This window comes from Streptomyces sp. NPDC001544, from assembly GCF_042894285.1.
Taxonomy (GTDB): domain Bacteria; phylum Actinomycetota; class Actinomycetes; order Streptomycetales; family Streptomycetaceae; genus Streptomyces.
In genome coordinates, this window is sequence record NZ_JBIAVN010000007.1 from 153,469 (window position 1) to 166,142 (window position 12,674).

A 12,674-nucleotide genomic window follows, 5' to 3' on the forward strand; every position below is an offset into this window, starting at 1 on the left:
CGCGCTCGGCGACTTGCGCACACGGGGAGACACTCATGCACCAGCGGCTCCGCTTACTCGCGGCTGCGTCCGTGACCATGATCGCGACAGGAGCACTCGGGGCGTGCGGTGCGCTCGACGACAAGACCTTCAAGGACGACCACGCCGTGTCGGGGAAGATCACCGGGGTGCGACTGGACGACCAGGACGGCGGGCTCGTGGTGCGCGGCACCGAGGGCGCCACGAAGGTGTCGGTCCACCGCAAGGTCACCTACCGGGGCGACAAGCCGACGTCACCGACCTACCGTGTCGAGAACGGTGTCCTGGTGCTCGCCGGCTGCGGTCGGCACTGCTCGGTGGACTACACCGTCGACGTGCCGGCGGACCTGCCGGTGACCGGTTCGACGACGAACGGAGACGTGGACCTGTCCGCCGTGGGCGAGGTGAAGGTGTCCACCAGCAACGGGGACATGACCGTGGACGGCGCGACCGGGCCGGTCGACCTGCGCACCTCGAACGGCGAGGTCGAGGCGAAGGGCCTCAGAGGCGGCGGGGTCAGGGCCAGGACGTCCAACGGCTCGGTCTCCATCAGCCCGGCGGTGGCGCAGAACGTGTGGGTGAAGACCTCCGACGGTGACGTCACCGTCACCGCGCCCACCGGCCCCTATCGGGTGTCCACCAACGTCACCGACGGCAGCCCTCACATCTCCGTGCCCACCGACCCGTCCGCCACGTACGCGTTGGAACTGAGCACATCCGACGGAGACATCACGGTCAAGTCCGCATGACGGCCCGCCGGCCCGGCTACTGCCGGTACCCGCTCAGGAACCGCCCGATCCGCCCGATCGCCGCCTCCAGATCGTCCGCGTACGGCAGGGTGAGGATGCGGAAGTGGTCGGGCGTGGGCCAGTTGAAGCCGGTGCCCTGGACGACCTGGATCTTCTCGCGCAGCAGCAGGTCCAGGACGAACTTCTCGTCGTCGTGGATGGGGTGCACCTTGGGGTCGATGCGGGCGAAGGCGTAGAGCGCTCCCTTGGGCTTCACGCAGGACACGCCCGGAATCTCGTTGAGCTTCTCCCAGGCCACGTTGCGCTGCTCGTACAACCTCCCGCCCGGCGAAGTCAGTTCGCGGATGGACTGCCGCCCGCCGAGCGCGGCCTGGATGGCGTACTGCGCGGGCGCGTTGGCGCACAGCCGCATGGAGGCCAGCATGGTCAGGCCCTCCAGGTAGTCCTTGGCGTGCTGCTTCGGGCCGGTCACCACCAGCCAGCCGGAGCGGAAGCCCGCCACCCGGTAGGTCTTCGACAGGCCGCAGAAGGTGAGGACGACCAGGTCGGGGGCGAGCGCGGCGGCCGAGTGGTGCACGGCGTCGTCGTACAGGATCTGGTCGTAGATCTCGTCGGCGAACACCATCAGACCGTGCCGGCGGGCGAGGTCGAGGATGCCCTCGACGATCTCCTTCGGGTAGACCGCGCCGGTGGGGTTGTTCGGGTTGATGATGACGACGGCCTTGGTGCGGTCGGTGATCTTCGCCGCCATGTCGTCCAGGTCCGGGTACCAGTCGGCCTGCTCGTCGCAGAGGTAGTGCACCGCCTTGCCGCCGGCCAGGGTGGTGACCGCCGTCCAGAGGGGGAAGTCCGGCGCCGGGATGAGGATTTCGTCGCCGTCCTCCACCAGGGCCTGTACGGCCATCGACACCAGCTCGGAGACGCCGTTGCCGAGGAACACGTCGTCGACGCCGACCTCCAGGCCGAGGGCCTGGTAACGCCCGGCGACCGCACGGCGGGCGGAGAGGACGCCGCGCGAGTCCGTGTAGCCGTGGGCCTGTGGCAGCATGCGGATCATGTCCTGGAGGATCTCCTCCGGCGCCTCGAAGCCGAAGACCGCGGGGTTGCCGGTGTTCAGGCGCAGCACGCTGTGCCCCGCCGCCTCCAGCGCGTCGGCCTGCTCGATCACCGGGCCGCGGATCTCGTAGCAGACCTCGCTGAGCTTGTTCGACTGCCGGAACTCCATGCGCGCTCGCCCCTCCGGTTCGGTGTGTTGCTTGGTTTTACCAAGTCCCCGCTTGGAAAGTCCAACGACATGTCTAGACTGCGGGACATGTCACCTCGCCGAAGCTACGACCAGTACTGCTCCGCCGCCCGCGCCCTCGACCTCGTGGGCGACCGCTGGACCCTGCTGATCGTCCGGGAGCTGCTCGCCGGGCCCCGCCGCTACACGGACCTGCACGCCGACCTGCCCGGCGTCAGCACGGACGTACTGGCCTCCCGGCTGAAGGACATGGAGCGCGACGGGCTCACCACACGGCGCCGGCTGCCTCCGCCGGGAGCTGCCTACGTGTACGAACTCACCCGGCGGGGACGTGACTTGCTGCCGGTGCTGCAGGCGCTGGGCGAGTGGGGCGGCCCCGAGCTGGGGGAGCGGCGGCCCACCGACGCGGTGCGCGCCCACTGGTTCGCGCTGCCGCTGACGCGGGAGCTGGAGGGGGAGACGGGGCTCGTCGAAGTCCGGTTGGACGAAGGTGTTTTCCACCTGCACCCCGGCGCCGGGGACGGGCCGGTGTACGGCGACGGACCGGCTCCCGGCGAGCCCGACGCCCGGCTCGTGACGGACGCCGCGACCTGCACGGCCCTCGCGCGCGGCGAGCTGGGGCTGCGGGAGGCGGTGCGGGACGGGCGGGTCGAGGTGACCGGGGACGGCGCGGTGGCCAAGGCGCTGCGGGAGGCGTGAGAAACAGCGGAGGGCCCGCCGGTGGCGGGCCCTCCCGGGTGGATCAGGCGTTCGGCGGCACCCCAGGGGGCCGGCCCGAGCCGCGGGTCAGCGCGTACCCGCCGATACCGGCGAGCGCGGCCAGCACGCCGCCCACCGCGGTCCACACCCAGCGGTCGGACCACCAGCCGGAGGACCAGCCGTCGTCCGGCTCGACGGCGGACAGCACCGCCGACTTCCCCGAACCGTCCTCGTCCCCCTGCGACTTGGCGGCGATCCCGGGGACCAGCGGCTTCCCCAGTGAGCCGTCCACCGCGGCCGAGCCGCCGATGTCCTTGGAGTCGACGCGGACCTCGGCGCTCACGGGCTTGCCGAGGTCGGAGGAGCCCAGGTCGAGGACCGTCAGCCGGATGTAGTACGTCCCCGGCAGCGGGTCGTTCGCCCACGGCTCCGACCAGGCGCGCACCGTGCGCAGCACGCAGGCCAGGTCCACGGAGGAGGCGCCCTGCGCGGCGGTACGGGTCTGGGCGCCGTACTGGCAGGACTGGCGGCGGCGCAGACCGTCGTACACGTCGATCTGCCAGGTCTGCGCGGCCTGCGTGCCGGGCAGCTTCACCGTCGCCTTCACGGTGGGACGCTGACCGGAGTCGGCCGGGAACGACCAGTACAGGTAGTCGCCGGTGGAACCGCTGGCGGTCGCCTGCTCACCCTGGTCGATCTCGGTCGCCGTACGGAACGAGGTGCCCGCCTGGGTGGGCGCCTTGCTGTCGTCCGAGGCGCTCGGGGACGGCGAGGAGTCGGCGACGGCGGGGCCCGCGGCCAGGCCCGCAGCGGCCCCGAGGGCCAGCAACGCGGCACTCAGTACACGTGTGATGCGCATCAGTTCGTCCTCCAGACCGCGACCCGCCAGCGCGACAGCCAGCCCCACAGCAGACCCGCGACGAAGCCGATGAGCACCAGCACGCCGAGCAGCCACCAGCCGCGACCGAGACCGAAGGAGGCCACGTCGCTCGCCTTGTCCGGACCGTCCACGACGTCGACGGTGAGTTCCAGCGGCATACCGGGCGTGGTCTTCACTCCGGCGGTCGCCGAGTAGGAGTTGGTGACCTGCAGACACACCGTCTCGGCGGTCGCCGTGTCGTCGTCGCTCTCCTGTTTCGGGTAGCGCAGCCCCGTCGAGATCACGTCCGTACGGCCGTTGCCCGCCGCCTCGCCGCGCACGATCTCGCGGCCGTGCACCGTGACCGCCCGCAGCAGCACCCCGTAGTCGGGGTTGGTCGCCCGGTCGTCGGCCACGCTCACCGAGGCGCGCAGCTCCTGGCCGGGGTCGACGTCCACCTTGTACCAGCGCTGCTGCCCGAACTCCTCGCGGTCCGTGTAGAGGCCGGACTTCAACGAAGGCGCGCTCGCGCACTGCTGCGCACCCTCGGTGGCCACCGGCGTCACCACCGGATCGGCCGCCCGGTCCACCAACTGACCGACGCGGTCGCTGAGTTCCTCCTTGTGCCGCACGTCGGTGTAGGTGCCGCCGGTGGCGTCCGCGATGCAGCTGAGCTGCTCACGGGTCTTGGCGTCGGGCACCAGCCCCAGCGTGTCGATGGTCAGCCCGATGCCCTTGGCGGCTATCTCGCGGGCCACCTCGCACGGGTCCAGCGGCTGGCAGGTGTCCTCGCCGTCGCTGATCAGGACGATCCGGCGGGTACCGGCACCGCCGTCGAGGTCGCCGGCCGCCTTCAGCAGGGCGGGACCGATGGGGGTCCAGCCGGTCGGCGTCAGAGTGGCGACCGCGGTCTTCGCCTCGGTGCGGTCCAGCGTGCTGACCGGGTAGAGCTGCGCGGTGTCCTTGCAGCCCGTCTTCCGGTCGTTGCCGCGGTAGTTGGCGCCGAGAGTGCGGATGCCGAGCTGGACCTCCTCGGGCGTCGCGTCGAGCACCTCGTTGAACGCCTGCTTCGCCGCGGCCATCCGCGACCCGCCGTCGATGTCCCTCGCCCGCATGGAACCGCTGACGTCCAGCACGAGTTCCACCTTGGGAGCGGCCTTGTCGTCCGTCTCGTCGGCCACCGCCCCGGCGGGGAAAGCGAGCCCTGCCGTCAGCGCGGCGAGCAGGGCACAGACCCCTGCCGCCAGCCGTTGTCTTCTGATCATCGGCGGATCTTATTGATCTCTGGTGCCGTGCTCCAAAACGACCGGGTTGGGCAGGGTCGCCCACTGGTCGCCGGGCGTCCGGGGGGACAACCGCATCAGCGTCAACGCCTTGGCCGGCACCGGCTCTTCACACAGGGCCGTCACGTCCGGACCAGGCGTCAGATCCCGTACGGCCGCCTCCAGCGCCGCGCCCAGGGCCGGGCCGGAACCGGCCGTCCCGGCAAGGGCGCCGGCCACCAGGGAGCCGAACAGCTTGCGGCGCAGGGCCGTGTCGTCATCGGTGATCAGCCGGCCCGTCAGACCGGGCACTCGCACACCGCTACGGGCCAGCCGGGCCGGGCTGATCCGGATGTCGGCCAGGTCGCGGTAGACCAGGCGCCGGGGGCTGCCGTCGGGGGCCAGGACGACCAGCAGGTTCTGGCCGTGGGCCTCCAGGGCCACGCCCAGCTCCAGCAGGCGCAGCCCCACCCGGAGGGCGAGGCGTGCGAAGCCGGCCAGCCAGGCCGGGGAGCGGGGCAGACCGGTGCCGGCGAGGGCGGCGACCGGCAGGACGTGCTCGCCCGCGGCGGCGTACACCTGCGGCGACTCACGCAGCACCGCCGCGAGGTCGGGGGAGCCGGCGGTCACCGCGCCCAGGGTCCGCGTCACGTGCAGCAGGCCGTCCGTACGGGCCGCCAGATCCTCCGCGAACGCCGACAGCGTCGCCGACACCTCCACCGAGTACGCCGAGATGTCCCGCACCGAGGACGTCAGCCGGGCACTCAGCGCGGTCTTGACGTGCACCGCCCCGGACAGCGCCAGGGTGCGCAGCGACATCAGGGGACGGGTGTCCGCCCAGGCGTCGCAGGGCCGTTTCAGCACGTGCGCCGCCTGCCACGGGTGCACCGGCACCAGCAGCCGCTCCCCGTCCCGCAGTTCGTCCGGCCATGCCCCGGCCACCAGGCACTCCCGCGCCGGGACCGGGACCGTCCCCAGCTCCACCACCGGCCGGTGCTCCGGCGCGTAGGCGAGCTGCTCGGCCACCGAGAAACCCGGCCGGGAACGGCAGTTGGGATGGAAGGGGTGCCCGTCGACCACTCGCTGCTCCCACTCCCAGTCCTGCTCCGGCCGACCCCCCGAGGGGTCCGGCGCCCCCGCCCGGGAGAGCGCCATCGACGCGGCACTGTTCCCGAGCTCGGCGGCGAAGGCGGTGGAGTGCGGCACCGCGAGGTCCGTCATCAGCCGGGCCGGGTCGTCGTAGGCCGCACCGTCGAGGTGGACGACGCCGGCGTACGCGTCGGTCGCGTACGGATCCGCGTGCGGGCCGTGCAGCTCCCGCCCGTCGGCCAGCGACAGCGTCACGCCCCCAGGCCCGCCCGTCCGGCGGGTGACCCAGGGCAGCGGCTCGTGCGCGAGCGCCCGCCACAGGCGGGTCAGCACCGCCGCCCGCGCACCCGGCAGCGCGGCCGTGTACCGGGGCACCAGCTCCGGCCGGACGGCGGCCAGCTCCTCGGCCACCTCGGCCTCGGCGGCGGGGGAGCCCGAAGGGCCTTCCTCGGAAGGGGGGTGGGGGGAGACGGGCGGGCGGTACACGGTCGGCTCCTCGGGTACGGGGTAGGACGGGCGGGAATGCCAGGAACGACAGACATACTGATCGCGATCGGCCCCCAGGGCTAAGCCGCCCCCGCACGAAGAACGAATGGACCGCGTGGACCACATGCACCCCAGTGCCGACGCGTACGCGTCCGCACCCCTGCTGAACTGCCTGCTGCGGGAGGTCGCCGAACCGCTCGCCACGACGGGGGAGCGGCGGGTGTACCGGCTGCCCGGCACCGGCCGCCTGCTGCGGGTGCGCGGCGAGCGGCGGCCCGCCGAGCCGGAGGTGCGCAACGAGGACACCTGGCGGCCTGTCGGCCACCCGGAGCTGGTCAAACTGGTCGCCGAGGAACTGCGCCGGCACACCGGACTGACCAACGACGACCTGCCCACGGAGATGATCGACAGCCGGGAGGCGGTCGCCGCGGTGCTCGCCGCGCGCGCCCGGACGGCGCCGCCCACCGACCCGTATCTGTGTTCGGAACAGTCCCTCATCACAGGCCATCCTCACCACCCCGCGCCCAAGGCGCGCGGCGGGGGCCCCGTCACCGCCTGGCTGCCCTACGCCCCGGAGGCACACGCCCGGTTCCCCCTGGTGCTGCTCGGCGTGCGCGAGGACCAGGTGGCCGAGGAGGGCGACACCACCGCGCTGGACACCCTCGGCACGGCCCCGCCCGGCTACCGGCTGCTGCCCGCCCATCCCTGGCAGCTCGACCTCACCGGCTCCGGCCTCGAACCGGCCTTCGCCGACGGCCGCCTGATCCGCCTGGGCACCACCTCGTTCCCGGTCTGGCCGACGGCGGCGGTGCGCACCGTCTACGAGCCGCGTCGCGACCTGCACCTGAAGTTCAGCCTGGACGTGCGCATCACCAACGACATCCGCCGCCTGTGGCGTCACGACCTGGTGAGACTGCGCCGCGCGGACACGGCCGTGACCCACGCCTTCACCGCGTGGACCGGCCCGGCGGCCTGGATGGGCGACCGCGGCTACCGCACCGCCGCCTTCGCCTTCGAGGAACTCGCCGTCCTGGTCCGTGACGGCCTGCGCGACCACCTGCTCCCCGGCGCGACCCCGCTGCTCGCCGCCGGACTCGTCGAGGGCTTCGACGGCAACCCCCTCGCACACGCCGCCGACCCGGAGGCCTGGTGGGAGGCCTACCTGCGCCAGGTCGTCCCCCCGGCCCTGACCGCCTTCGCCGAGCACGGCGTGGTGCTGGAGGCACACCTGCAGAACACCCTGGTCGCCGTCGACGCCTCCGGCACGCCCGTCCAGGCGCTGTTCCGGGACGCCGAGGGCGTCAAACTGCTGCCCGACGTCTCCCGCGCGGCCGGCTGGGAACGGCTGGTGTACTGCCTCGTCGTCAACCACCTCACCGAGATCGCCGCCGCCCTGGCCGAGCACCACCCGGGCCTGGACCCCTGGCCCGCCGCCCGCCGCGCCCTCGCCGCCCACGACCTGCCGGAGATCCCCGCGCTGCTCGCCTCGCCCACCCTGCCCGGCAAGACCAACCTGCTGCTGCGCTGGACCGGAGCGGACGGCGCGGACGCCCGCTATCTGCCGTTGCCCAACCCGCTGGCGCGCACATGATCTGAACTACCCTGGCCGGTGTGCTGCGCGACGTGACTGCTGTTCGATACGTGACCCCGCTGCGCTCCGGCGGCTCCGTCCCCGGAGTCGTCGAGGCCGACGACCTGGGCACGTACGTCGTGAAGTTCACCGGCTCCGCGCAGGGCCGCAAGGCACTGGTCGCCGAGGTGATCGTGGGGGAACTGGCCCGTGCCCTGGGCCTGCGCTTCCCCGAACTCGTCCTCGTCCACTTCGATCCGGCCATCGCCGCCCACGAACCCCACCAGGAGGTGCGGGAACTGCACGGCGCCAGCGCCGGGACCAACCTGGGCATGGACTACCTGCCCGGCGCCAGGGACTTCACCCCCGAGGTCGCCGAGACCTTCCCGGTGGACCCGGTCGAGGCCGGCCGGATCGTCTGGCTGGACGCCCTGACCGTGAACGTCGACCGTACGGTCCACAGCTCCAACCTCATGGTCTGGCCGACCCTCGGGACGGTCCCGCCGCGCCTGTGGCTCATCGACCACGGCGCCGCGCTCATCTTCCACCACCGCTGGGGTGCCTCCGACCCCGCGAAGGCGTACGACTTCCGCCACCACGCGCTCGGCCGCTACGCCCCCGACGTGCGGGCCGCCGACGCCGAGCTCGCCGGGAAGGTCACCCGGGAGCTGCTGCGGGACGTCGTGGCCGAGGTCCCGGACGCCTGGCTGGCCGGCGAGGAGGGCTTCGCGACGCCGGACGACGTCCGGGCGGCGTACGTGGACCACCTCCACGCGCGTGTGCGGGCCTCCGCGGCCTGGCTGCCGACCGGCTTCCCCACCCGGGCGGAACTCGCCGCGGAGGAGGCACTCCGAGCGGAACGCACCCAGCAGGGCCGGCCGAACTGGCTCAAGCGGGTCCCCGACCTGCACGGCAAGCCGGCCGCGGAACAGGACTGGTCGGTCCACCTGGGGTGAGCCGCCGGAAAGGTCAGCCCGTCAGCTGCTCGTACGCCGGCAGCGTCAGGAAGTCCGCGTAGTCCTCGTCGAGGGCGACCCTCAGCAGCAGGTCGTGGGCCTGCTGCCAGTGCCCGGCCGCGAACGCCTCCTCGCCGGTCTCCGCGCGGATGGCGGCGAGTTCCGCCGCGGCGACCTCGCGCGCCAGCTCCGGTGTGGCCCGCACCGTGGTCCCGTCGTGCTCGAACTCGACCCCCGCGTTGATCCACTGCCAGATCTGCGAGCGGGAGATCTCGGCGGTGGCGGCGTCCTCCATGAGGTTGAAGATGGCGACCGCGCCTAGGCCGCGCAGCCACGCCTCGATGTAACGGATCCCCACCTGGACCGCGTTGACGAGGCCGTCGTACGTGGGCCGCGCGTCCAGGGAGTCGATCGCGATCAGGTCGGCCGCCTCGACGTGGACGTCCTCGCGCAGCCGGTCCTTCTGGTGCGGCCGGTCGCCGAGCACCTTGTCGAAGGACTCCATGGCGATCGGCACCAGGTCGGGGTGGGCGACCCAGGAGCCGTCGAAGCCGTCGTTCGCCTCGCGGTCCTTGTCGGCGCGGACCTTCTCGAAGGCGACCTTGTTGACCTCCGCGTCGCGGCGCGAGGGGATGAACGCCGCCATGCCGCCGATCGCGTGCGCGCCGCGCCGGTGGCAGGTGCGGACGAGGAGCTCGGTGTACGCCCGCATGAACGGGGCCGTCATCGTGACCGCGCCCCGGTCCGGCAGAACGAACCTGGGCCCGCCGTCCCGGAAGTTCTTGACGATGGAGAACAGGTAGTCCCAGCGGCCCGCGTTCAACCCCGAGGCGTGGTCGCGCAGTTCGTAGAGGATCTCCTCCATCTCGTACGCGGCCGTGATCGTCTCGATCAGGACGGTGGCGCGGACGGTGCCCTGCGGGACGCCGGTGTAGTCCTGCGCGAAGACGAACACGTCGTTCCAGAGGCGGGCCTCCAGATGCGACTCGGTCTTCGGGAGGTAGAAGTAGGGACCCTTGCCGAGGTCGAGCAGGCGCCGGGCGTTGTGGAAGAAGTACAGCCCGAAGTCGACGAACGCGCCGGGGATCCGGCGGCCGTCGGCGTCGAGAAGATGACGCTCGTCCAGATGCCAGCCGCGCGGACGCATCACGACGGTCGCCAGCTCCTCGTCGGGGCGCAGCGCGTACGACTTGCCGGATGCGGGGTCCGTGAAGTCGATCTTCCGGGTGTAGGCGTCGATCAGGTTGAGCTGGCCGAGGACCACGTTCTCCCAGGTGGGGGCGGAGGCGTCCTCGAAGTCGGCGAGCCAGACCCGCGCCCCGGAGTTGAGCGCGTTGACGGTCATCCTGCGGTCGGTGGGGCCGGTGATCTCCACCCGGCGGTCTTCGAGGGCGGCGGGGGCCGGGGCCACCTTCCAGGAGTCGTCCGCGCGGATCGCGGCGGTCTCGGGCAGGAAGTCGAGCGTGCTGGTGCGGGCGATCTCGGCGCGGCGCTCGGCGCGGCGGGCGAGGAGCTCGTCGCGGCGCGGGGTGAACCGCCGGTGCAGTTCGGCCACGAAGGCGAGCGCCGCGTCGGTCAGGACCTCCTCCTGCCGGGGCAGGGGTTCAGCGTCGACGACGACCGGCCCGGACGGCGCTGGTGCGGACATGAGCTGTCACTTCCTTCAGGTGGAACCAGCTGAGACGACGAGCGACCTTCTGGGAAGTGGATACTAGTTTCCTCATGGTGGAACCTCAATGATCCGCTGGTCGTTCGAGGCGGGCGAGGTCGGCCTCCGTGTCGATGTCGTACGGCCGTGCCACGTCCCCGCATTCGACGAGCCCGACGGCCCCGGAACGCTGCCGCAGATACGCGCGCGCCCCCTGGTCGCCCGTCGCGGTCGCCACGATGCCCGCCCAGTGCGCCGCGCCGAGCAGTACCGGGTGGCCGCGCGCGCCGTCGTACGCCGCCGAGACGAGCGAGGTCTCGTCCCGGTAGGCGCCCAGCACCCGCCGGACCGCCTCCGGCCCGATGCCCGGCTGGTCGACGAGCAGGACGAGCGCGGCCCGCGCGCCGCTGCCGGCCAGCGACTCCAGCCCCGCCCGCAGCGACGTCCCCATGCCCTCCTGCCACGCCGGATTGTCGACGAGCACGCATCCGGGCAGGTCCGCCCGGCGCCGTACGACGTCCGCGCCGGCCCCCAGGACCACGTGCACGCGTGCGCAGCCGGCCGCGCGCAGGACTCCGGCCGCGTGCTCCACCAAAAGCCCGCCCCGGTGTTCGAGCAGCGCCTTGGGGTGTCCGCCCAGCCGTCTCCCGCCGCCCGCGGCCAGCAGCAGTCCGGCGACCCGGTGGTGGTTCTCCGTCATGCGTCCTGGATACCCGACATCGAGGGGAGCGGCCGGTTTCCAAGGGCTGAATTTCGGTCCGCACGCTGGCGCAGCCCGCACCGGTTGGCGTTTACTGGCCCGCGTCCAGTGCCGCGGGGGGCGTACGCCGGGGACATGGGAAGCGCGGGCGCACGCTGGAGCGCGAGGGGGAGGGCTGTGTTGCGGAGCTTGGGGCAGACGCCAGTGACCGGCAGCGACGAGGATCCGAGAGTGACAGGACTGCGGACCGCGGTGTCCCGGCTGCGGCGTGAACTCGCCGCACACCCGGCGGAGTTCCCCGACCGGGCGATCGCCGAGGACGAACTCGCCGCGCTGGCCGCGATGGCGTCCGGCGGCGTGCCGGAGATACCGCGGCTGCGCCGCTCCCTGTTACTGATCGCCAGCGCGGTCGGCTCCGTCAGCGCCCTCTCGCGGGGGCTGTCGGAGGTCCGCGACGCCGTGGACCTGTTCGGTGAGGCCCCGCGCGCCTGACGTCCGGGTCCCGCTCAGGACGACAGGGACCGGGACAGCTCCGCCGCGACCTGCCGCAGCACCGGCACGATCCGCTCCGTGGCCGCCTCGGTGACCCGGCCGGCCGGGCCGGAGATGGAGACGGCGGTGGCGGTGGGGGAGCCGGGGACGGAGACCGCGAGGCAGCGGACCCCCATCTCCTGCTCGTTGTCGTCGACCGCGTAGCCCTGGCGGCGCACGTCCGCCAGGGCGGCCAGGAAGCCCTCCGGCGTGGTGATGGTCCTCTCCGTCGCGGCCGGCATGCCGGTGCGGGCCAGCAGGGCGCGCACCTCGTCGTCCGGGAGTCCGGCGAGCAGGGCCTTGCCCACACCCGTCGAATGCGGCAGGACGCGCCGTCCCACCTCGGTGAACATGCGCATCGAGTGCTTCGACGGCACCTGCGCCACGTACACGATCTCGTCCCCGTCGAGCAGCGCCATGTTCGCCGTCTCGCCGGTCTCCTCGACCAGACGGGCGAGGTGGGGGCGGGCCCAGGTGCCGAGCAGCCGGGAGGCCGACTCGCCCAGGCGGATCAGGCGCGGCCCCAGGGCGTAGCGCCGGTTCGCCTGCTGGCGTACGTACCCGCAGGCCACGAGCGTGCGCATGAGGCGGTGGATGGTGGGCAGCGGCAGCCCGCTGCCGGCCGCCAGTTGACTGAGGCCGACCTCGCCGCCCGCGTCCGCCATCCGCTCCAGCAGGTCGAAGGCGCGCTCGAGGGACTGGACCCCGCCGCTCGCGGACTTGGCGGAGCCGGTGGCGCTGGACGGCGGCACGGGGTGTTCCCTTCGGGCGGCTTGGAACGGCGTTTCTGTATTCCGGAACATTAATTCCGTGTTGCGGAACAGTCCAGACCGGCCGGGCCGGTGGCGCCGGACAGCAGTGTGC

General features: G+C 72.7%; 12 protein-coding genes. 5 read left to right on the forward strand and 7 right to left on the reverse strand.

What is annotated here, in order from left to right:
• The first annotated feature begins 35 nt into the window (after positions 1-35).
• On the forward strand, positions 36-767 hold the full coding sequence (locus ACFY0F_RS20055) for a DUF4097 domain-containing protein (protein WP_388795646.1): 732 nt from the start codon (positions 36-38) through the stop codon (positions 765-767).
• 16 nt (positions 768-783) lie between these two features.
• Here ACFY0F_RS20055 and ACFY0F_RS20060 read toward each other — a convergent pair whose 3' ends face one another.
• A complete protein-coding gene (locus tag ACFY0F_RS20060) occupies positions 784-1,992 on the reverse strand; it encodes a pyridoxal phosphate-dependent aminotransferase (protein WP_388795649.1) in 1,209 nt (402 codons plus the stop codon).
• An 87-nt stretch (positions 1,993-2,079) separates the two neighbouring features.
• Between ACFY0F_RS20060 and ACFY0F_RS20065 the strand changes: the two genes are divergently transcribed.
• Entirely contained in the window at positions 2,080-2,709 is a 630-nt protein-coding gene (locus tag ACFY0F_RS20065) for a winged helix-turn-helix transcriptional regulator (protein WP_388795652.1), read from the forward strand.
• Positions 2,710-2,752: 43 nt separating this feature from the next.
• Here the strand turns inward: ACFY0F_RS20065 and ACFY0F_RS20070 are convergent, their stop codons facing one another.
• The 3 genes from ACFY0F_RS20070 to ACFY0F_RS20080 are packed head-to-tail and all read right to left on the reverse strand — an operon-like array spanning position 2,753 to position 6,405.
• Positions 2,753-3,568: a hypothetical protein gene (locus ACFY0F_RS20070; RefSeq protein WP_388795655.1), complete on the reverse strand. Its 816-nt coding sequence runs from the start codon at positions 3,566-3,568 to the stop codon at positions 2,753-2,755.
• Complete coding sequence (locus ACFY0F_RS20075; protein ID WP_388795658.1) at positions 3,568-4,833, reverse strand: VWA domain-containing protein; 1,266 nt, start codon at positions 4,831-4,833, stop codon at positions 3,568-3,570. The genes ACFY0F_RS20070 and ACFY0F_RS20075 overlap by 1 nt, the downstream gene beginning before the upstream one ends.
• A gap of 9 nt (positions 4,834-4,842) precedes the next feature.
• Complete coding sequence (locus ACFY0F_RS20080; RefSeq protein WP_388795661.1) at positions 4,843-6,405, reverse strand: IucA/IucC family protein; 1,563 nt, start codon at positions 6,403-6,405, stop codon at positions 4,843-4,845.
• A gap of 106 nt (positions 6,406-6,511) precedes the next feature.
• Here ACFY0F_RS20080 and ACFY0F_RS20085 point away from each other — a divergent pair, with 106 nt between their 5' ends.
• Together ACFY0F_RS20085 and ACFY0F_RS20090 are read left to right on the forward strand one after the other, a co-directional pair.
• Positions 6,512-7,996 (forward strand): IucA/IucC family protein, encoded by a 1,485-nt coding sequence (locus ACFY0F_RS20085; protein ID WP_388795664.1) that lies wholly within the window; start codon positions 6,512-6,514, stop codon positions 7,994-7,996.
• Positions 7,997-8,016: 20 nt separating this feature from the next.
• Positions 8,017-8,931, forward strand: coding sequence for a HipA family kinase (locus ACFY0F_RS20090; RefSeq protein ID WP_388795667.1), 915 nt, complete (start codon positions 8,017-8,019; stop codon positions 8,929-8,931).
• Positions 8,932-8,944: 13 nt separating this feature from the next.
• On the opposite strand, the gene aceB is transcribed toward ACFY0F_RS20090, so the two are convergent.
• Together aceB and ACFY0F_RS20100 are read right to left on the reverse strand one after the other, a co-directional pair.
• A complete protein-coding gene (gene aceB / locus ACFY0F_RS20095; RefSeq protein ID WP_388795670.1) occupies positions 8,945-10,579 on the reverse strand; it encodes a malate synthase A in 1,635 nt (544 codons plus the stop codon).
• Positions 10,580-10,664: 85 nt separating this feature from the next.
• Complete coding sequence (locus tag ACFY0F_RS20100) at positions 10,665-11,279, reverse strand: NTP transferase domain-containing protein (protein WP_388795673.1); 615 nt, start codon at positions 11,277-11,279, stop codon at positions 10,665-10,667.
• A gap of 204 nt (positions 11,280-11,483) precedes the next feature.
• Here ACFY0F_RS20100 and ACFY0F_RS20105 point away from each other — a divergent pair, with 204 nt between their 5' ends.
• Positions 11,484-11,771: a DUF5955 family protein gene (locus ACFY0F_RS20105; protein ID WP_388796242.1), complete on the forward strand. Its 288-nt coding sequence runs from the start codon at positions 11,484-11,486 to the stop codon at positions 11,769-11,771.
• A gap of 14 nt (positions 11,772-11,785) precedes the next feature.
• Here ACFY0F_RS20105 and ACFY0F_RS20110 read toward each other — a convergent pair whose 3' ends face one another.
• Positions 11,786-12,562: an IclR family transcriptional regulator gene (locus ACFY0F_RS20110; RefSeq protein ID WP_388795676.1), complete on the reverse strand. Its 777-nt coding sequence runs from the start codon at positions 12,560-12,562 to the stop codon at positions 11,786-11,788.
• Positions 12,563-12,674 lie beyond the last annotated feature (112 nt).